The organism is Leptolyngbya sp. GGD (genome assembly GCF_026735145.1).
Taxonomy (GTDB): domain Bacteria; phylum Cyanobacteriota; class Cyanobacteriia; order Leptolyngbyales; family Leptolyngbyaceae; genus Leptolyngbya; species Leptolyngbya boryana.
The window spans coordinates 1,667,502-1,687,450 of the sequence record NZ_JAPQKE010000001.1; the positions used below are offsets into that span (position 1 = coordinate 1,667,502).

18 protein-coding genes are annotated in these 19,949 nt (G+C 47.7%); 13 read left to right on the forward strand and 5 right to left on the reverse strand.

The window, feature by feature from the left end:
* Positions 1-12: 12 nt before the first annotated feature.
* The 7 genes from OU814_RS07875 to OU814_RS07905 all read left to right on the forward strand — a co-directional run bounded on the left by OU814_RS07875 (position 13) and on the right by OU814_RS07905 (position 5,574).
* Positions 13-375: a HesB/IscA family protein gene (locus OU814_RS07875; protein WP_268181722.1), complete on the forward strand. Its 363-nt coding sequence runs from the start codon at positions 13-15 to the stop codon at positions 373-375.
* A gap of 72 nt (positions 376-447) precedes the next feature.
* Positions 448-870, forward strand: coding sequence for a tetratricopeptide repeat protein (locus OU814_RS07880; RefSeq protein WP_017289477.1), 423 nt, complete (start codon positions 448-450; stop codon positions 868-870).
* Between the two features lie 401 nt (positions 871-1,271).
* On the forward strand, positions 1,272-1,478 hold the full coding sequence (locus OU814_RS07885) for a hypothetical protein (RefSeq protein ID WP_017289476.1): 207 nt from the start codon (positions 1,272-1,274) through the stop codon (positions 1,476-1,478).
* Positions 1,479-1,574: 96 nt separating this feature from the next.
* Positions 1,575-1,817: a hypothetical protein gene (locus OU814_RS07890; RefSeq protein WP_017289475.1), complete on the forward strand. Its 243-nt coding sequence runs from the start codon at positions 1,575-1,577 to the stop codon at positions 1,815-1,817.
* Positions 1,818-2,086: 269 nt separating this feature from the next.
* Positions 2,087-3,295, forward strand: coding sequence for an urease accessory protein UreH domain-containing protein (locus OU814_RS07895; protein WP_268181726.1), 1,209 nt, complete (start codon positions 2,087-2,089; stop codon positions 3,293-3,295).
* Complete coding sequence (locus OU814_RS07900) at positions 3,276-3,791, forward strand: hypothetical protein (RefSeq protein WP_190651199.1); 516 nt, start codon at positions 3,276-3,278, stop codon at positions 3,789-3,791. Before OU814_RS07895 ends, OU814_RS07900 begins: the two co-directional genes overlap by 20 nt.
* 55 nt (positions 3,792-3,846) lie before the next feature.
* Complete coding sequence (locus tag OU814_RS07905) at positions 3,847-5,574, forward strand: succinate dehydrogenase/fumarate reductase flavoprotein subunit (RefSeq protein WP_268181729.1); 1,728 nt, start codon at positions 3,847-3,849, stop codon at positions 5,572-5,574.
* A gap of 18 nt (positions 5,575-5,592) precedes the next feature.
* Here OU814_RS07905 and OU814_RS07910 read toward each other — a convergent pair whose 3' ends face one another.
* From OU814_RS07910 to OU814_RS07920, 3 genes are all read right to left on the reverse strand, one after another.
* Positions 5,593-7,647: an MASE1 domain-containing protein gene (locus OU814_RS07910; RefSeq protein ID WP_268181731.1), complete on the reverse strand. Its 2,055-nt coding sequence runs from the start codon at positions 7,645-7,647 to the stop codon at positions 5,593-5,595.
* A gap of 297 nt (positions 7,648-7,944) precedes the next feature.
* The gene (locus OU814_RS07915) at positions 7,945-8,157 is read right to left on the reverse strand and encodes a DUF2839 domain-containing protein (RefSeq protein WP_017289469.1); all 213 of its coding nucleotides are present in this window, start codon (positions 8,155-8,157) and stop codon (positions 7,945-7,947) included.
* Between the two features lie 51 nt (positions 8,158-8,208).
* Positions 8,209-9,723, reverse strand: coding sequence for a hypothetical protein (locus tag OU814_RS07920; protein WP_017289468.1), 1,515 nt, complete (start codon positions 9,721-9,723; stop codon positions 8,209-8,211).
* A 208-nt stretch (positions 9,724-9,931) separates the two neighbouring features.
* Here OU814_RS07920 and psbU point away from each other — a divergent pair, with 208 nt between their 5' ends.
* Complete coding sequence (gene psbU / locus OU814_RS07925) at positions 9,932-10,339, forward strand: photosystem II complex extrinsic protein PsbU (RefSeq protein WP_017289466.1); 408 nt, start codon at positions 9,932-9,934, stop codon at positions 10,337-10,339.
* A gap of 82 nt (positions 10,340-10,421) precedes the next feature.
* The gene (nadB, locus tag OU814_RS07930) at positions 10,422-12,050 is read left to right on the forward strand and encodes an L-aspartate oxidase (RefSeq protein ID WP_017289465.1); all 1,629 of its coding nucleotides are present in this window, start codon (positions 10,422-10,424) and stop codon (positions 12,048-12,050) included.
* On the opposite strand, the gene OU814_RS07935 is transcribed toward nadB, so the two are convergent.
* Positions 12,047-12,898, reverse strand: a complete 852-nt coding sequence (locus OU814_RS07935) for an Rpn family recombination-promoting nuclease/putative transposase (RefSeq protein WP_268181734.1) — start codon at positions 12,896-12,898, stop codon at positions 12,047-12,049. The genes nadB and OU814_RS07935 overlap by 4 nt on opposite strands.
* Positions 12,899-13,023: 125 nt before the next feature.
* Here OU814_RS07935 and OU814_RS07940 point away from each other — a divergent pair, with 125 nt between their 5' ends.
* Positions 13,024-13,446, forward strand: a complete 423-nt coding sequence (locus OU814_RS07940) for a nuclear transport factor 2 family protein (protein WP_026148792.1) — start codon at positions 13,024-13,026, stop codon at positions 13,444-13,446.
* A 110-nt stretch (positions 13,447-13,556) separates the two neighbouring features.
* Positions 13,557-15,071 carry a hypothetical protein gene (locus tag OU814_RS07945; RefSeq protein ID WP_268181737.1) on the forward strand — a complete coding sequence of 505 codons (1,515 nt, stop codon included), beginning with the start codon at positions 13,557-13,559 and terminating at the stop codon, positions 15,069-15,071.
* Positions 15,072-15,174: 103 nt separating this feature from the next.
* Here OU814_RS07945 and OU814_RS07950 read toward each other — a convergent pair whose 3' ends face one another.
* On the reverse strand, positions 15,175-17,106 hold the full coding sequence (locus tag OU814_RS07950) for an ATP-binding protein (protein WP_268181739.1): 1,932 nt from the start codon (positions 17,104-17,106) through the stop codon (positions 15,175-15,177).
* A gap of 128 nt (positions 17,107-17,234) precedes the next feature.
* Here OU814_RS07950 and OU814_RS07955 point away from each other — a divergent pair, with 128 nt between their 5' ends.
* Complete coding sequence (locus OU814_RS07955; RefSeq protein WP_268181741.1) at positions 17,235-17,630, forward strand: GPW/gp25 family protein; 396 nt, start codon at positions 17,235-17,237, stop codon at positions 17,628-17,630.
* A gap of 104 nt (positions 17,631-17,734) precedes the next feature.
* Complete coding sequence (locus OU814_RS07960) at positions 17,735-19,936, forward strand: putative baseplate assembly protein (protein ID WP_268181743.1); 2,202 nt, start codon at positions 17,735-17,737, stop codon at positions 19,934-19,936.
* The last annotated feature ends 13 nt before the right edge of the window (positions 19,937-19,949 follow it).

Sequence of the window (19,949 nt, forward strand, 5' to 3'; positions counted from 1 at the left end):
ATCGCATTTCTCATGACACAAGCAACTGAAACCAAAACTCCCCAACGCGGCATTCTGATGACCGATGCCGCACTTAAACATGTCCTCATGCTTCGAGAACAGCAAGGAAAAGATCTTTGCCTGCGCGTAGGTGTGCGGGGCGGTGGCTGTTCTGGCATGTCCTACACAATGGACTTTGAAGATCCCAGCAATATTCGAGACGACGATCACGTTTACGATTACGATGGCTTTAAAGTCGTCTGTGATCCAAAAAGTCTGCTCTATTTATATGGATTGCAATTGGATTACAGCACTGCCTTGATTGGGGGTGGCTTCCAATTTACGAATCCCAACGCTGACCAAACTTGTGGTTGCGGCAAATCATTCTCAGCTTAAACTAATAAATTGTTAGATCTTAGGGGTTAGTGGCAATGCTGCTAACCACTTTGTTATTGGTTGTAAATTGTCATGACTCAAACGGTTGAAACCCTTTTCGATGAAGGATTAGAGCGCTACAAAGCGGGGGAATCTCCTGAAACGTTGATTCCCGTATTTAAAGAAATCTGCGATCGCTCTCGTAAAACGGGCGCAGCTTGGACTTGCTTGGCATGGCTCTATCTTTTGGCAGATAAACCCGCTTTAGCGTTCCCTGCGGCGCAAAAAGCGGTGAAACTTGTGCCACAAGATGCTCAAGCTCGAATTAATTTAGTCTTAGCAATGTTGGACTTGTCTAAACCTGGGGTGAGACCTCATGTTGAAATGGCGCAGCAATTGGTTTTTGCTGTAGAAGAATTGCGCGAAGAAGTTCAGCAAAATATTGAAGATGGATTGACCAGAAAACCAGGTTGGAAAAGTATGGAACGCGTCAAAGCCTGGCTATTTGAGTCTTAATTTACTTCAATTTTCTTCACATTCTTGTAGAGTCAGACGTGAATTCTGGCTCTTTTTTATTGAAATTGTGCGCTCGTAAATGAGCATTTACAAACATCAGAATAAATGCGACGAAATCGTTGCATTTTTGAGTTGAAAATCTACAGATTACTTTAATCGTTGTAATACAAACATAAATAAGTTAATAGAAAACTTAGAAAGACAGTGATAGTATTTGAAGACTAGGTTAAATACCTCGTCTTTTACAGTCTTTTCGTCACTTCAGAGAGCAAGTCAAAGATTAACTTGCGTGCTTTATTTCGCAGTGTGCGAGTTTAGTTTAGCAGACTAAACTCACGTTTTCTCATTGCTTTTTAGGGTGTCGATCGACGATTTTCTTGTAGCTTAAGGAGCGGATTACCATGTCTATCGATCGAGTCGGTGTCAAACCTGGAACGCGCAATCACAAAGGCTATTTCGTACAACATGCTTCGGGATATCAATTAGTGGAAATGCACCAGTCGGGTTGGGCGGTAATTTGTTTGAATGATGCGGTATGCCATTACGTCGATCCTGAGAATCTGCAAATTTCACGCGAGAAGGATTTCCCATCGGTTCATGAACTCTAATGTATTGACTTTTTTAATGTGCGATCGGGTTGTGCTGTCTTCAGTTTCAACCCGATTTTTGTTAGGGTTAGAATCGCTGATGCATTGTGTTGGGTGATGAAAGAAACGGTTTTTAAGTGGCTGAATACAGCCTTGATGCTGAATTTATTTTTTGTGCTGCTGTGTTTTGGCTGGTTTGCGATCGCGCTCATTGGCAATGCGGCAAAGTTTCCTTTGGGGCTGAATCTTTGGCTTTCACTCTGGACTCCAGTGGTTCAACCTGCGTTAGGAATTTTGATGGCAGGCGCATTAATTAGTGGATTAAGTAGCTGGGTGATGAAACGCCTGAATCCAAATTAATTAAACCCACGAGCACCAACCTGCGATTGCGATAGCCACTCCCCATGCGGCAGTTGCTTCACGGTCTTGTTGGGATGCAGTCCCATTGTTTCAAGGAGGAGCCTCGTAGCGTCCTTCGCTCCAAGATGGACGACCTTCATTATCGAGCCAGATCAGTCTGCACTGGCCTCTTCATCACAAACCTACACCTGTAATATCCCCTCGCTCCAAACGCTAAAATCCAAAACACAAGTACCCAACCCGATTTCAAATCGCGATAGCATTGGAGGATGTTAGATCTCTTGTTAATGGCTAGTGTTGGGTTTTTGGGCAGCTTCGGGCATTGTCTGGGCATGTGTAGTCCGCTTACCGTTGCATTCTCGCTGTCGAACGATCGCACTTCTCGCTTTGCGCAATTGAGATTCAATCTTCTCTTGAATGCTGGACGGGTGATGAGCTACACCCTAGTCGGAGCCGCGATCGGGGCGCTTGGATCGGTGCTGATCGCGGGTGGACAACTGGCTGGGATTGATAGTGCCTTGAGACGAGGACTCGCGATCGTAACCGGATTACTGCTCATTTGGTTTGGTCTTGCGAATATCAATCCAACTTGGCTGCCGCAAGTTCCGATTCTGCATCCCATTCAGGGAAAATTGCACGATCGCTTGAGTCAACGCTTGGGCGACTTTTCACGATCGCGAAAATGGTGGACTCCGGCAATCCTTGGTCTAGTTTGGGGGCTGATTCCCTGCGGATTTCTCTATGCGGCACAGATTAAAGCCGCAGAAACTGGCAATGCCTTACAAGGCGCACTGACGATGCTGGCATTTGGCGGAGGAACTGCGCCAATGATGATTAGCACTGGATTATTTGCGGGGGCATTGAGTCGCGATCGCCGAAGTCAACTGTTCAAACTAGCGGGTTGGGTAACTTTGACGATCGGTCTTTTGACCTTGTTTAGAAGTAGCGATATGGTGGACTACACCGGACATGCTGCTTTAATTTGTTTAATGCTCGCGCTGATTGCGCGACCGATTAGTCGGATTTGGGCGGCTCCGTTGCGGTATCGGCGGGCGTTAGGCGTGGGCGCATTTGTGCTGTCCTGTGCTCATATGGGACATTTTTTGGATCACACGTTTAACTGGAATATTTATGCGATCGCATTTCTGCTTCCCAATCAACAAATTGGAATGTGGGCAGGGATAATTGCATTGGGATTAATGACTCCCCTAGCGTTGACAAGTTTCGATTTTGCTGTTGCTAAATTAGGCACGGCATGGCGAAAGATTCATCTCGTTAGCATTCCTGTCTTAATTCTCGCTGTGATTCACACAAGCCTTACGGGATCGAATTACCTGGGTGAAATTAACTCTGATTTTATTCATCGCTTCCGAGTCGGAATTTTAATCTTTCTTGTGATTACAGTCTTATTGATTCGACTACAAATTTTTTGGTCGCTCTTCTCTTTAGAAAAGTTCTATGCTGCATCTAAACGATAATTTAATTGCTCATAATATTAAAACTTCTGGCAATGTTGCTGCGACTTTTCACATCGAGCCAAACCATAATCCAAAAGTCGGTGAAGTTTCACAAGCTTGGTTTGCACTGACTAAAGCGGGTGGAGAAATCATTCCGCTCGATCGCTGTAACTGTCAACTCAAAGTGATCTCTAAGAATACAATCCTCAAACAACCGCAATTAAAAGCTATTTCAGCCGAGCAATATCAAGGCATTCCAGGTGCAGACATTACGTTTCCAAAAGCGGGAATTTATACCCTGGAAATCAGCGGCACTCCTAAGCAAGCAGACGACTTTAATGAATTTCAATTTGCTTACGAGGTGACAGTTCAAGCTGGAACTGCACCGCAATCTAGCCCTGTCGCTGCAACTCCGATTCAAACCACCCCACAGACGAATTGGGTTTTGCCTGTCGGACTGAGTGCGATCGTGCTTTTAATCGCTGCTTGGATTGTAAAAAGAACCCTTAAAAAATAGCAGAACCCAAAATTCGAGTCACAATGAGAAATGCCGAATTTTCCGAATGTGACCCATGATTGATCACGATGTCATTATTGTTGGGGGCGGGCTGGCTGGATCACGTGCAGCGCTGGAAATTGTCCGCACCAATCCTAGTCTCAGCATCGCCGTTGTTGCCAAAACCCACCCGATTCGATCGCACTCGGTTGCCGCACAAGGTGGCATGGCAGCGTCTCTTAAAAACGTCGATGATACTGACTCCTGGGAAGCACATGCCTTTGATACTGTTAAAGGCTCGGACTATTTAGCTGACCAGGATGCAGTCGCAATTTTGACGCAGGAAGCTCCAGATGTCGTGATCGATCTAGAGCATATGGGCGTGCTGTTCTCGCGACTGGCGGATGGTCGAATTGCTCAACGCGCATTCGGCGGACATTCTCACAATCGCACCTGTTACGCAGCCGATAAAACAGGACATGCGATTTTGCATGAATTGATTTGTAACTTGATGAAGTACGGAGTCAAGATCTACGAAGAATGGTATGTGATGCGTCTGATCTTAGAAGACGGTCAGGCGAAAGGGGTGGTGATGTATCACTTGCTCAGCGGACATATCGAAGTCGTTCGCGCCAAAGCCGTGATGTTTGCAACGGGAGGCTATGGACGGGTTTACAACACCACGTCTAACGATTACGCTTCGACAGGTGACGGGTTAGCGATGACTGCGATGGCAGGATTGCCGCTCGAAGACATGGAATTTGTTCAGTTTCATCCGACGGGTTTGTATCCGGTTGGGGTGTTAATTTCTGAAGCTGTTCGGGGTGAAGGGGCCTATCTGATTAACAGCGATGGCGATCGCTTTATGGCAAACTATGCGCCGAGTCGGATGGAACTTGCCCCACGCGATATTACCTCCCGTGCGATCGTGTCTGAGGTGCGAGCCGGACGTGGCGTTAAACCCGATGGAAGTCCGGGTGGAGCTTATGTTTATCTCGATTTGCGACATATGGGCAAAGAGAAAATCATGAGTCGCGTCCCCTTCTGCTGGGAAGAAGCCCATCGCTTAGTCGGGGTCGATGCGGTGACGGAGCCAATGCCAGTTCGCCCAACGGTGCATTATTGCATGGGCGGTATTCCCGTCAATACAGATGGACGAGTTCGAGCGAGTGCCGACGAGCTAGTCGATGGATTTTTTGCAGCAGGCGAAACGTCTTGCGTCTCGGTGCATGGGGCGAATCGATTAGGCAGTAACTCGCTGTTAGAATGCGTCGTGTATGGGCGGCGAACCGGAGCCTCGATCGCGAAATTTGTCCAAGGTCGGAAAGCTCCGGATCTGAATGCCGATCGCTATATCACAGAAGCAAAAGCCCAAATTCAAGGCTTATTTAATCAATCTGGACAGTACCGGATTCACGAAATTCGCCAAGCTTATCAAGACTGTATGACCGAGCATTGCGGTGTGTTCCGGACTGATGAAGTCATGCAAGCTGGATTACTCCAACTGCGGGAATTGCAGCAAAAGTATAGTCAGATTCGCCTCGACGATCGGGGAACAAGCTGGAACACGGAATTGATCGAAGCGTTGGAACTGCGATCGCTCTTTGTCGTCGGTGAGATGATTCTGTTCTCGGCGATCAATCGCAAAGAGAGCCGAGGCTCCCATTTCCGCGAAGACTATCAGCAGCGAGACGATGCTGCATTCCTCAAACACACATTAGCTTACTATTCAGCAGCAGGCATTGATATTAACTATCTACCCGTGGTGATTAATCAATTCGAGCCACAAGAGCGGAAGTATTAAATTCGGCTGTGTAGAACTTTAGCGCGGAATCTGAATGATAAATTCTGTCCCATAATCCAGCACCGAATGGCATTGCAAAGTGCCCTGATGCCGTTCGGTAATGATTTGATAGCTAATCGATAGACCTAAGCCAGTGCCTTGACCCACAGGTTTAGTCGTGAAAAATGGATTAAAGATATTTTTGAGGGTTTCTTCTGTCATCCCTGGTCCGTTATCAGCGATGCGAATGACAACAGACTGTTCTTGCAGTTCCGTATCGATGTGAATGGTTGGAACAGAATAAGTCTGGAGTATATCGAATAGCTTCGTGCCTGGTCTGTCTGTCCGTGCTGCGAGTGCATGACAAGATGTGTTGGTGCGAGTTGCTTGCTTATCAGGTGCAATTGCTTCGATCGCGTTGACCAAGATATTCATGAAGACCTGGTTGAGTTGACCGACATAGCACTCGATGAGGGGAATCTGTCCGTAAGTCTTGACGACTTGAATCGCAGAGCGATGATTTGTTGCTTTTAATTGATGGTCTAGAATGACGAGCGCATTATCGATGCCTTCATGAATATTAGCGGGTTTGAAAGCTGCTTCGTCTAAACGGGAGAAGTTACGCAAAGACAGAACAATCTGCTTAACTCGGTCTGCCCCAGCTCGCATTGATGAGAACGTTTTGGGGAGATCAGCTTTGAGAAATTCTAGATCGACCTCTTCAAGTTTGGCTTGAATCGCGGGTGTCGGTTGATCATAAGTCGTCTGGTAAAGCTCCAACAGATCGAGTAAATCTTGTGTATAAGCGGTCGTGTAAGTAATGTTGCCGAAGATGAAACCAATCGGATTATTAATCTCGTGGGCGACTCCAGCGACCAATTGACCGAGAGAAGACATCTTCTCAGTCTGCACAAGTTGTAATTGAGCTTGCTTGAGACTTTCGTGCGTATGAGTCAGTTCGGCTAATGCTTGGCTCAGACTGGCTGTACGTTCTTGGACTTGCTCTTCGAGATAATGTTTTGCTAATTGTAGTTCTGCTGTTCGAGCCTCAATTTTAGATTCGAGGTCGGCATTTGCTTGTTCAAGGCTAGTTTTTGCTTGTTCTCGTTCTATGATCACAGCAGAGAGCACTAGCATCATCAAGGTGATTGCACCAATAAAGGCTTGCAGCAACAACAATGTTTCGTTCAGCGTGCTGCGATTAAAAGAACTAGTTCCGTGAATTGTTCCTGCGAGTGCAAGTCCAGCAACTAGGAGAATCGAGTAATTTGTGAACCGCTGCCCAAATCGTAGTGCTGCCCAAACCAGTAAGGGAACGACCATATACTCGATCGGATATGCCATACCAAAAGCAATAATCCCGACGATCGAGATCAGCACTAACCAAATCCCAACTTCTCGCAACTGCTTAAATTGTCGAGAAGTTTCAGGAGAATGATCTGGGTGCACCAGCAGGCGAGCAATAGATGCAATATCCAATGCATTCTTTTGAGCTGATTTGAAAGTTTGTCCTAACCATTGCCAGGTTGCAATGCGATCGAGCCACATCAAAATGAGGAGCGGCGCAATCACCAAGACTCCAATGTAGTCTCCAAGCCAGAATGTGATCCAGCTATTGAGAAAGTTATTCGGTGAAATGAGTCCACACAAGAGCATCGTTCCGGCTCCAAGGGTGGGGCTAATCATGCAGCTGAATAGTTCAATTCCCGCAAACTTGAAGACGTTCTGAGCTTTTTGAAACAATAGGTCTGCTCCAACCCAGCGGCGAAGTAACCATGCTCCTACTAATGCTTGCAAAACAGAACCCGTTGCAATGCCTAATCCTGACACCATCGACATTGCCCCATTGCCCGTATTCACCCACAGAGGCCACGCTGCTGCGATTAATGCAGCAATCCATATCCCGACTGCAAGCTGATCCCCCCAGCACAACAGCACTGCAACGGCAATGCCAGAGGGGGCGTAAACAGGCGTAATAAAGCCAGGTGGAATGGCGAGATATTGCCCCAATTTGGCTGTAATGTAGTAGACTAATGCGGTTCCGACTAGTCGATAAATGAATGCAGAGGGCTTAGGGGCTGCGATAGAGTTCATTGAATCTTGGTGATAGACACAGTTGACTAGTAGACTGAATGGAGACTGAGCCGAGCAGTTTCAATATTCCCAGAATCAGTTCAAGGTAAGCATTGCCAACGATGTCTAAAAGCTACTATGCAGCTATGAGATTACTTTGCGCCCAAAGACTTGGATCACTTTCTGTTCAACGAGGCTCAATGGCTGGTGATCTGAATTCGGATAAAACGATTGCTGGATGAATTGTATAGCGCTAGAAAGCGATCACAACAAAAAAGGGGATCAACTTGATCCCCTTTCAAAGTCAATTCTCTTAACTTAATTCACGGCCCACCAGCCTGCTGCCGGACCGACAAATCGAATCACGAGCCACGCCACAACGAGCAGGATAATTCCAGTCCATGCCCCCGTCGTTGTCCAATTCATAAATTTTTGGGTTTGAGTCTTTGTGACTGGCAGCCAGGGAGCAATCTTTTGCTCTTTGCCATACTCTTCACCCAGCGCTTCTTTACGACGTTTTGCTTCTCCCATAAGGTTGAAAAAAATGTTTGAGTGTATTGATTCTGATCATATCGCGAATGCTTATTCGTCTACAGGGTTGAACAAGCTCGAATCCAAATAAGAAATCCGCGCAAATGGGCTGAGTGCGGTCAAAACTTGAGCACCATAGCTTCGGTGTAAAACGCGGCTATCTAAGATTGCGACAAACCCTTGACATTCTCGCACCGGAGCAATCGATCGCTGTAGCTCACTTAGCGCTTCTGGTAGGAGATACAGCCGAAACCAATCTTGACGATGCTGTTTGTAATAGGCAACGCGACCTGCAACCAGCGGATGTTCGAGCGAAGGAATCGGTAAAGTCGCGATCGCGAACACATATGGTGCAGGCAAAACTCCCTGATGCTCTCGCCAAAACTCCCAACCTGTGACTAAAATCCCGTTTTCTTCCAAACATGTGCGCTCAACTTGCACTCTCGACCCAAACTCAGCCGCCAAAATTGATCCCACTTGCGATCGCAGCGGCGTATCCCCGACCAAAATCACGGTTAATCGCTGAACCGAGGCGGACAGACTCAGCAACGATCGCAATTCTTTCAGCAACGCTCCTTGAAACTGAGGCGTATTAGGCAGCGGAATTCCTTCGGGCTGATAAAGCTGAATCAGATCTTCTTGGCGATCGAGGGCGAATTTCAAACAGGTCAAATCGTCATCTAAGCCCACATTTGATCGATAAATCTCTGCATCTGTATCGAGATCCAACGCGCCCCCGATCAGAACCGTCGGCTGCTGTGTCCAAATCGGCTCTAGAAACGAAGCAATCTTCACCGGAGTGCAATGCAGCGAAAACTGTCCAGCTTGCCGTAAAATCGTCACCCAAACTAAGCGATCGTTTTGCTGTAACTGCTCAAAAAAATGCGCCCAATTTGGCGGCAATGTCTCAGTTAAGTAAAATTTGAGTTCGAGTAAAATATCGCGTTCAGCTTGCTCAATCAAATAGCATTCGTAAGGATTAGCAGGATGTTGAAAAATTGCTCGAATCAGTTGAATCCGAGAATCTCGAATCAAATCGGCTTGCGCTGGACAAGCCAGCATCAGCGCTTCCCAATCGGCTGAATCGAGTTGCACGGTTAACAGATCGCGCGTCCAAGATTCGAGATCATCCACTCCGTCAATAATTGTCGGAATTCCAGTCGGAAATCTGCCCTCGGAATTTAAGCGATCGCTCAACCAAGCTTCAGGCGTTGTAATCAAAATGCCTTTGTAATCGGGAGCCGGCCAGCGATCGCCCGTTTGAATCGGTTTGGGATACTCAATCCACTGCCGCAATCGGGGAATCTCGACTCTTAAAATCCGTTGCTGAATCGCTTCCGGCACGACCAGAACCACTGGTTCTTGCCACATCAGCAAGGGCACAAGATAACTGAGGCGATACCGTCCCTGAAGATCACCCGGTGTCCCGGTTTGAATCAAGGCACTCCGTCCAATCCGAAGCGCCCGCGCGACCAGACGCGCCATCGTCAAATGGTGCGACCAGTACAATTCGCCTTGTTCTCTGAGAAAGGCGCGGAGTTGTTGATGGACTTCTACCTCAATCACAAAGTCACCCGATTTGGAACTAAATCATCATTTTGACACACTCATTCAAAACCCTGCGGTAAGTTAATTTGCTTTTGGGGAGAGTGGGGAGTGGGGAGTAGGGGACTTCCCACCTCATCTAAAAGATTCTCAATCGCGGTCGCAAAATGATAGGCTCTAATAAAAGCTGTGTATTGCGTTTGCTCGATCCAGTTGGGAGGGATTAACAATGAAACGTTTGATTCGCGTTTTGGCGATGGTGAGTTTGGTGGTGGGCTGTCTGGGCTGGTTTTCCCAAGCGGCAGTCGCAGCAAACTTGAATGGAGTCACCGTGTTGGCGGCTGAGTACCGCAATGTGGTCGAAGATAAGATGGCAACCGAATTCGGTAAGAAACTTGACCTGAACAATACAAACGTTCGGGCTTTCCGCGAATTGCCAGGGCTATATCCGACTTTGGCGGGATTGATTATTAAATATGCGCCGTATGAATCTGTGGAAGATGTTTTGGATATTCCAGGACTGAACGACAAGCAGAAAGAAGTGCTGCAATCGAATTTGGATAATTTCGTTGTGACCGAAGTGTCTAAAGAACTCGTTGAAGGCGGCGATCGCTATAACAATGGCATTTATCGCTAATTGACGATCGAGAAACTTGTCAACTCGACGCTCTCTACAGAATTCAATGTCTGTGGGAGCGATTTTTTTATATAGGAAGCGTATGTTGCAGTCTGCGTATGATGTGCTGGTGGTTGGAGCGGGGGCGGCTGGTTTATATACGGCGCTCTGTTTGCCGTCTCAATATCGGGTGGGGCTGATTACCAAAGATTCGGTAGCACGCTCGGCGAGTGATTGGGCACAAGGCGGCATTGCGGCGGTGATCGATCCTCAAGATTCAACCGATTTGCACATTGCGGATACGCTCTCGGCAGGGGCAGGGCTGTGTGATGTCGATGCCGTGACGTTTCTGGTGGAGCACGCAGCAGACTGTATTCACAATTTGGTGGATTTGGGGGTGGCATTCGATCGACATCACAATCAGTTGGCGCTGACGTTAGAGGCGGCACATTCTCGACGGCGAGTGCTACATGCCGCAGATACAACGGGTCGTGCGGTGGTGAGCGTTTTGGCAGAGCGAGTGCTGGAACGCGAAAATATTCAGACCTTGGATCAAACGTTTGTTTTAGATATTTGGTTGGATGAGCAAAATCGCTGTCAGGGCGTTTGCTTGATTCACCATTCACAAGTGCATTGGATTCGCGCTCAGGCTGTGATTTTGGCAACAGGCGGAGGTGGACAGGTTTTTGCTCAGACGACAAATCCGGCAGTCAGTACAGGCGATGGAGTGGCTATCGCGCATCGAGCCGGAGCGCTGCTGCGCGATCTAGAATTTGTGCAATTTCATCCGACGGCTTTGACGAAACCAGGCGCACCAAGATTTTTGATTAGCGAAGCGGTGCGAGGCGAAGGAGCGCATTTAGTCGATCGAACAGGACATCGATTTGCGTTTGATTACCATCCAGCCGGGGAATTAGCGCCGCGCGATGTGGTGAGCCGGGCGATTTTTAATCACATTCAGAAAACGGAATCTGATCCGGCGAGTGCCAATGTATTTCTCGATTTGCGTCCCATTCCCGTTGAAACGATTCAGCATCGCTTTCCAAATATCATTCAAGTCTGCCAAAAATGGGGGGTAGATGTTTTCAAAGAACCGATTCCGGTTGCTCCGGCGGCGCATTATTGGATGGGCGGCATTGGGACGGATGTGGAGAATCGAACCTCGATCGAGAATTTATATGCAGTGGGTGAAACTGCCAGTACTGGAGTTCATGGCGCGAATCGTTTAGCCAGTAATTCGCTGCTAGAGTGTTTGGTGTTTGGCGCACAATTTCGATCGCTCCAACTCGAACCAATCTCAGCCCAGACCGTTGCAGAGATCGACTCGATCGCAGATGTAGAATTTACCTCGATCGAGCAACTTCGGGCTGCCTTGCCGCGATTAGTGTGGCAGAGTGCAGGCATTTCGCGAGACCAGAAGACTTTAGAAAGCGCGATCGCTCAAATCGAACTCTGGCAGCATGACTTTTTGCAGCTTCCGCTGAGTCAAGTCTTAATCCATCTCAAACCGCAACAGGCAGTGAAACTCCAGGTTTCAGCATCAGAATTGCGGGATTGGGGAGAGTTATACAACTTACTCGATGTCGCGCATTTGATTTTGAAAAGTGCCCACTTGAGAACGGAAAGTCGGGGCGGACATTATCGATCGGACTTTCCCGATACTTTGAGTGAATGGCAAGTGCATACGATCGTGCAGGGGGAGAAATGGTCTACTGCTCCAATTCGGCACTAGGCGCAATGTTCTGAGAGCCAATTCTCTAAATCTGCCAAGCTTGTGAAATCGAGTAAGGCTTCACTCAGGTCTTCAAGAATGGGGAGCGGGAGCGTTGTGAGTTGAGAGCGAACTGATTCAGGAAGCTCTTGCTGGAGTCGTCGGGTTAATTGTCGGGAAACAAGCGCGATCGTCTGCTCTTCGCGCCCTTCTTCTTTCGCTTCTCGAATCGCACGGGGTTCTTCAGATAAATTGATTCCGATCATTGCTCTGACCTCTGCTCGACTTAAGGTTGAAAACTTGTAAACCATGATCGCGGTCACGATATCTATTATGTCGTTTCTCTCGCTCAGCGTTAGTGGTTCTTGCTCGGCTCGAACTAATAAGTTTCGAGCAAATTGAGGAGCTTCGGCTTCTGGTTTGATCGTCAGAACCAAGGCGGCAACGAGCAGCGGCAAAGATTGCACATCGCCTAATTCATCAAGGTAAATGCGATGAACTTGCTCGCCGTTTAAGAGGGAACGGTGAGGATACTGCTTGCTTTGCTCTAAACTTCGTGAGGGATAAATCACCACCGCTTGCCAATCTGAGAAGCGAGAACTGTTTTGATAAAAATACAGCGACGATTCGCTAAATAGGCGTTCATAGAGTTTCTCGTCTTTCTGGAATTGAATTTCGCAGAAATAGACAATGCCAGATTCATCAGATTCAGGCGGCAGAAATACGCCATCAATTTCAAATTTCGGCTCTTTGACTGCAACAGAATCAAATCGATACTCTGCTGCATTCGTGGGTCGAGTCTCAAGCAACTCAAATAAAAGGACTGGAGATTGCTGAAACAGTTTGTAGAAAAGGGGATCGCGCCGCATGTCGAGCTTTGATAAGACTCGATCAATTGTACTGCTTTATCCTCTGACAATTTTTAAGATTTTCGTTCCTTGTGAATTGTCGCAAACCTTCTAAGATGCGATGGCGACAATTTTGGATGCGAGACATGGAAATGAAACCGCCTTTACCTCCTTTCACCTTAGAAACTGCAAAAGCAAAAATTCAAGCGGCGGAGGATGCTTGGAATACCCGCGACCCCGATCGCGTTGCACTGGCTTATACCGAAGATTCGCAATGGCGGAATCGAGCAGAATTTTTGAGCGGACGAGAAGAAATTCGAGCGTTTCTCAGACGCAAATGGAATAAAGAATTGGACTATCGGCTGAAAAAAGAACTGTGGAGCTTCACCGAAAATCGTATCTCTGTCAAATTTGCCTACGAATGGCATGACGATTCTGGGCAATGGTATCGCTCTTATGGCAATGAGCAGTGGGAGTTTGCGGAAAATGGGCTGATGCGACGACGAGAAGCCAGTATTAATGATTTACCCATTCAAGAATCCGATCGACAATTTCGTTGGGAACGTTGAACTCCAATTCACGATCCTAAAAGACAGGGCAATTTTGGTGCTGCATTTTGAATGAGAGCAGATACACTCTGAGATTGTGCTGAACTTGTCGAGTTCCTCTAAATTCATCTATGCGCGTGAGTTCTTTTCGTCGGTTTCAACTGGGATTCGTGTTTGCGATCGTCACAACCAGTCTGCTTGCCCAAGGGGTTTGGCGTACGGTTGCAAAAGCAGATTTTCTCCCATACTGTCAGCAAACTTCAGCGACGATCGCACAAAAAGATGCGGCGCGTCGGGCAGCACTCAAGGGCGGAGCAGAAGCTCAGCAGAAATATCAGCAAATTCTCACGCAACAGGCTAATCAGTTACGGCAATGTCGGAATCAAAACTGGCTGAAAACTCAGGGTATTTGGTTGCGCTTGTATGCCTGTGATGCAAGACCTGGAGGGATTGATGAAGTCCTCGATCGCATTGTCGATCGAGGCTACAACGAAGTGTATGTCGAGACATTTTTTAATGGCATGGTTTTACTACCAGCGTCGGACAATCCGACGGCTTGGCAGTCGATGCTTCAGTCTCCAAGTAATGTAGATCTACTGGCACAGATTATTCAGAAGGGTCGCGCGCGCGGCTTAAAAGTTTATGCCTGGATGTTTAGCATGAACTTCGGGAATAGCTATGCAAATCAGCCAGAAAAGCAAGTTTCACTGTTACGAAATGGGCGCGGGCAGACCAGTTTGACGGCAAATACATTGGCAGGGTTAAGCACAGAACTGGGAAGTTTGAATCCGAATGAAGCGTTTATCGATCCGTATAGCTTGCCTGCCAAACAAGACTATTACCGGATGATGCAAGCAGTCCTAAAACGTAAACCGGATGGGGTGTTGTTCGATTACATTCGCTATCCGCGTAGTCAAGGGACAGCATCGATTGCCACGAAGGTTCGAGATCTTTGGGTGTTTGGAGATGCGTCCCGGAAAGCGTTAGTCGATCGCGGCTTGAATAATAAGGGACGAGAACTGATTAAACGATATCTCGATCGTGGTGCGATCAATGCGAGTGATGTGGCAGCAGTCGATAAGCTATTTCCGAGAGAGAAAGTTCCGATGTGGCAGGGGCGCACCTCGGCAGCGATCGATACTCGTGGGTCTGTCGCGCAGCGGGCAAGAATTTTGCAGATGGATCTGTGGCGGTTGAGTGTGGCTCATGCGATGCAGGGAGTGGTCGATTTTCTCAATGTTGCAACTTATCCGGTTCAGCAAGTAGGACTGCCTGCGGGGGCTGTGTTTTTTCCAGAAGGCAATCAGATGGTTGGGTTGGGATATGATTCGCGGTTACAGCCTTGGGATCGGTTTCCCAAAAATATTGCTTGGCATCCAATGTCGTATGCGACTTGTGGCAAGGCGGATTGTGTTGTGAAACAAGTGCAGCGCGTATTGTCGCTATCACCTGCGGGGACAGAGGTGAAACCTGTACTGGCTGGAATTTGGCAGATGTCTGTGAGTAATCGTCCGCCGTTAGAAGTACAAATGCAGGCATTGAAGTCGCTTTCGCCGCGAATTACTTCGATTAGCCACTTTGCTTATTCTTGGCAGGAACCGCGATCGGATCAAGATCGCAAATCTTGCTCACAGCGGCAGTTGTGAGGAGATTTCCCAAGCTGGCTCGTCGAAGTTGAAACTTGCTAGAGTAGTTTCCTGGGCAAAGAAAGGCATTTGCTCAGGGCTGGTTGGGAAATCTTTTCAGCCTTCACACCCATCCCCGTGTTTCTGCATCGGTTAAAGGTCGCTCTAGTTTGACATATTCGTTGCGAGCCGCTGCCAGAATGTGCTTCATTTGTACTGCCTCATCTGCATCTGCTGCAATAAAGGCTGCATTAACGGCAATATTGCGAATGTTTCCACCTGCGACTCCTAAGCGGGCGAGCTTGTCGAAATCTAGATTTTCAGTCGGTGTATCTTTAGGAAAAACTCTGCGCCAAATTTCTGTTCGCTGTTGCTGATCTGGAAAAGAAAACGGAACTACAAATCGAATGCGCCGTAAGAAAGCAGGATCGATCGAGGCTTTCAAGTTCGTCGTCAAAATTGCTAGTCCGCGATATGATTCCATGCGTTGCAAAAGGTAGCTAACTTCTAAGTTCGCATAGCGATCGCGGCTATCTTTGACTTCACTCCGCTTGCCAAATAATGAATCTGCCTCATCAAACAGCAAAACTACGCCCCCTGCTTCAGCCGCATCAAAAATACGGCGCAAGTTTTTCTCAGTTTCGCCAATGTATTTACTCACAATCGTACTGAGGTCAATTCGATAGAGATCAAGCTGCAATTCGTGAGCAATGACTTCTGCGGCTGTTGTTTTACCTGTTCCACTGGCTCCAGAAAACAAGGCAGTAATTCCTAAGCCGCGCGCACTTTTACTGCCGAATCCCCAAGTTTCATAAACACGCGATCGCTGTTTCACATGAGCAATTAACTCGTGCAAGGTTTGCTGTTCTTTGTCGGGAAGTACTAGATCTTCCCAACCCATCGAACTTGAAATGCGCTGAGCTAGTTCATCTAAACGCGGGCGGGCTTGTTCTCGGCAAGTTTGCCAAAGGTTGCTTGCTAACTCATCACTCGAGGTGATGGGCAGAGATTGAACTTGCAGACAAGCTGTCTCGATCGCATCAGGAGAGAGATTAAACTGCGAAACCAAAGGAGCTAGTTGATTTGTGAGATTTGGTAAATGCTGATGCCACAGCGATCGCTGTTCAGCAGGAGAGGGTAGATCCACATCAAAGCTAAGGTAACGACGCTGACGTTGACGACGACGATCAGAAGTCGCCACGATGACGGGGGCAGCGAGTTGATCAATCAAACGAGAGAGCAGACTTGCTTGAGTAGAATTGAGATCGGATTCTAAGGTGCAGTCGATCCAAAATGCAGCTTGACTGAGCAGGTATTCTCGTTCACATAGACGCATCAAGAGATGAAATTGCGCGATGTCGGTCGGAAGGGTATCAATCGCGATCTCAAAAAGATTAAGCTGCGATCGCGCCGCAATCGCAAGTGCAATCGCTTGTAAGCTGATGCGATCTTGTCCACAGAGTTGAATGACCGGAAGTTGCTTTAAGGATTGTTTCTGCGCAAATTGTATCCAGGATTGATAGCTCTGTTTGACAATCCGTTGGTGTGATTCTACCAGCGCGATCGCATCAGAAGCGACTGGTGTAATACATCCTGCTAATCTTTCATCTTGCTGAGGTAGCCCGATTAAATAATGGAGAATGCGCTCATCAATTCGGATGGGGCTTTGAGTGAGCGCATTACCTGCTCCAATCTCAATTAAATGCCAGTACCGCAAAGGTGAATCTGGTGCTAAAGCACTCCAATGCGGATCTGACAGAGTAGCTAGTGCTAAGCTCAATGTTGGATAAGGCTTTTGTGCATCGTTTTGAACAGTGGCACAGAGCGTTGCCCATTCGCCATCGAACTCCATGCCTGCACAGAGGACTAAGAGATCGCGCTCATATTCAGACAGTCTGAACATTCGGCAGAGTGTCACAAGCGCAGGTGGGGCTTCTGGAGAGAATGCGACAGGTTCAAACAATGTCGGATCTTGTTTAAGCTGCTGCCGAACATGCGCGATCGCGGTTTGCAAATACTGTTGATTGAGTTCAGCCCAGGAAGTTAGAGAAGTCATCGTAGAGAGATTTGCAAACGCACACACCTGCTCTTATCTCTAAATTCCAAAACGGATGAAACCGTAGGGCTACGGAAGTAGTTTCACGATCGCAGTGAAATAATCATCTCAAAAATATTCATCAGGTTATGATTCCTCCAAATCATTTGGGTCAAGGCTGGGCGTTTCCGCTACAGGTGAGCGTTCAAGGTGGGTTACATCTCAGCGCAACTTATCAAAATATTGAAGAATCGATCCGAATTATCTTAGGCACAGAACTGGGAGAGAGAGTGTATCGTCCTGATTTTGGGTCGCGATTGTCGGAGTTAACATTTGCACCGCTGAACACTCAAACACTGTTGCTCACCCGAGTCTATGTGCAAGAAGCATTGGAAAAATGGGAACCGCGGATTGTTGTCGATAGCATTCGCACTGAGCCAGATCCGATCCGGGGAAGAATAGACATTCTCGTGGAATATCACCCGAAAGAAATGCACGATCGCCGCAGTCTGGTTTATCCATTTTACCTATTGCCTGCAAGCTAATCCGTAAAATTACGGCATCGCTAAATCCGGTGATTCACTTATTTGTTTCAGTGTTAAATTGACTTAGCTCATCGCTATTTACTCTGATTTGCGATCGCAATTTTATGGATATGGAATTTGAGTTTCTGCCTAAGTTACCCAAATCAGATCTGGACGATCGCACCTTTGAAGATCTGGTGAATGAATGTATTCTCAGGATTCCTCGGTACTGTCCCGAATGGACAAACTTTAATCCGGGCGATCCTGGCATTACGATGGTTGAGCTTTTTTCCTGGTTAACTGACCAAATGCTGGTTCGGTTCAATCAGGTTCCACGCCGCAATTATGTTGCATTCTTAGAGTTACTAGGCATTCGTCTTTTACCTCCTACTCCTGCTCAGACTGAAGTTACTTTTTACCTGACGGCTGCTTTGCCAAGCACGTATCAAATTTCACCGGGTACAGAAGTTGCAACGGTTCGGACTGAATCCCAAGACGCGATCGTATTTAGCACCGATCGACCCTTAACGATTGGTACGCCTCGGATTACGCATTTTCTGACTTCTGAGACCGCCGATGCTGCGCCCGTCATGTTACGCGATCGCTTAACGAACTTTTGGACGGAAGAAGATGGGCAGTGGGAAGGACAAGCACAGTTTATTTTCAACGAGCGTCCTCAGCCTGGAAATTGCTTTTACATTGTGTTTGATCCTCGCTCTGAGATTGAAGGCAATGTGCTAGCGTTGACGCTCAAAGGTGAAGTCGCTAGCTCAGTTGGGATTAATCCCAACCAACCTCCGCGCCATTGGGAAGCTTGGAATGGTTCATCTTGGCAGCCCATTTTGCTGCAAGAAGACGATGACGCAACGTATGGATTTAGCTTTCGAGAAGCAGGGCAAGCGGTTCGGAATGCCATTCGAGAAGCCGATGTCACGCTGCATTTACCGCTGGTTTTTCCAGTGTCGTATTTTGGCGCATATCAGGGGCGCTGGTTGCGGTGTGTATATACTCAACCGCAAATGGGACAGTCTGGATATGCACGCGCCCCAGAACTGCTAGGAATGTCGGCTCGAACGATTGGGGGGACGATCGAGGTTCATCAATGTACGCTGATTCGAGATGAATTACTCGGAGAAAGCAACGGCACGCCTGGGCAGACTTTTCAGCTTCAAAGTGGCTCGATTTTGCCGCGTCGAGAAGGCGAGCACTTAATCGTAACTCCGCCAGGAGGATTGCCTCAAATTTGGCGAGAAGTGAATGATTTTGCAGATTCTGGTTCAGAGGATTTGCACTATACGATCGAGTCTTTGACCGGACAGATTCAGTTCGGTCCTTTGATTCGAGAACCTGGACAACTCAAAACCCAAACGAATGTCCGCAGCCGCAATCAGCTTACACTTGGCAACTCAGCACCCCCAAGTTACTCAGAAACTCGTCAGCAAATGGAGCGGCAATATGGAGCGGTTCCCGCACGCGGGGCAACAATTCGGATGGCAGCCTACCGAACTGGAGGCGGACGCAAAGGCAATGTACAAGCCGGAACAATTCAAATTGCGAAATCTGCTGTGCCTTATATCGATCGCGTGATCAATCATCGCTCTGCGCATCATGGAGCCGATGCAGAATCGCTAGAAGATGCAGTGATCCGAGTGCCGCAGATCTTGAGAACGCGCGATCGCGCCGTGACTCCAGAAGATTTTGAAACGCTAGCCGTGCAGGCAGGACAAGGATCAGTCGCGCGCGCTTTATGTCCAATTCGCTCGACTCAAGACACAACGCCTGGAGTCGTCGATTTGCTGATTGTTCCTAAAGCAAACCTAGATGGAATTGACGCAGCGATCGGCATCGCACCGAGCCAATTCAGTCTGACTCTACCTTTGAAAACGCAAATCCTCAGCTATTTGGATGAGCGACGATTGCTTGGTGTGCAAGTGAGACTGCAAGAGCCAGAATATGTAGGCGTGTCTGTGCAAGTCGAAGTTGGATTACTGCCTGAATATCAAAATACCCAAGCACAGCAAACGATTCTTCGACGATTACAAGTTGAACTATATCGATTTTTGAACCCGCTCATCGGTGGCGTGGATCGATGCGGGTGGGAGTTTGGCTGTCCGGTTTATGTTTCGGACATTGTGAGTTTGTTCCAATCGATTGTGGGGGTGCGGTATTTGGGAGCAGTCTTGTTGTTTGAACTGCGGCGGCAAGGTTCAGGCTGGATACGCACCCTAGCGCAAGACGGCATGATTGATCCAGGCAAGACAGGATTGATTTGCTCTTGGGCAGATCCTCGGCTGCGATCGAGTCACGCGATTAGCTTTATGAATTGAGGGAGGATGTTAG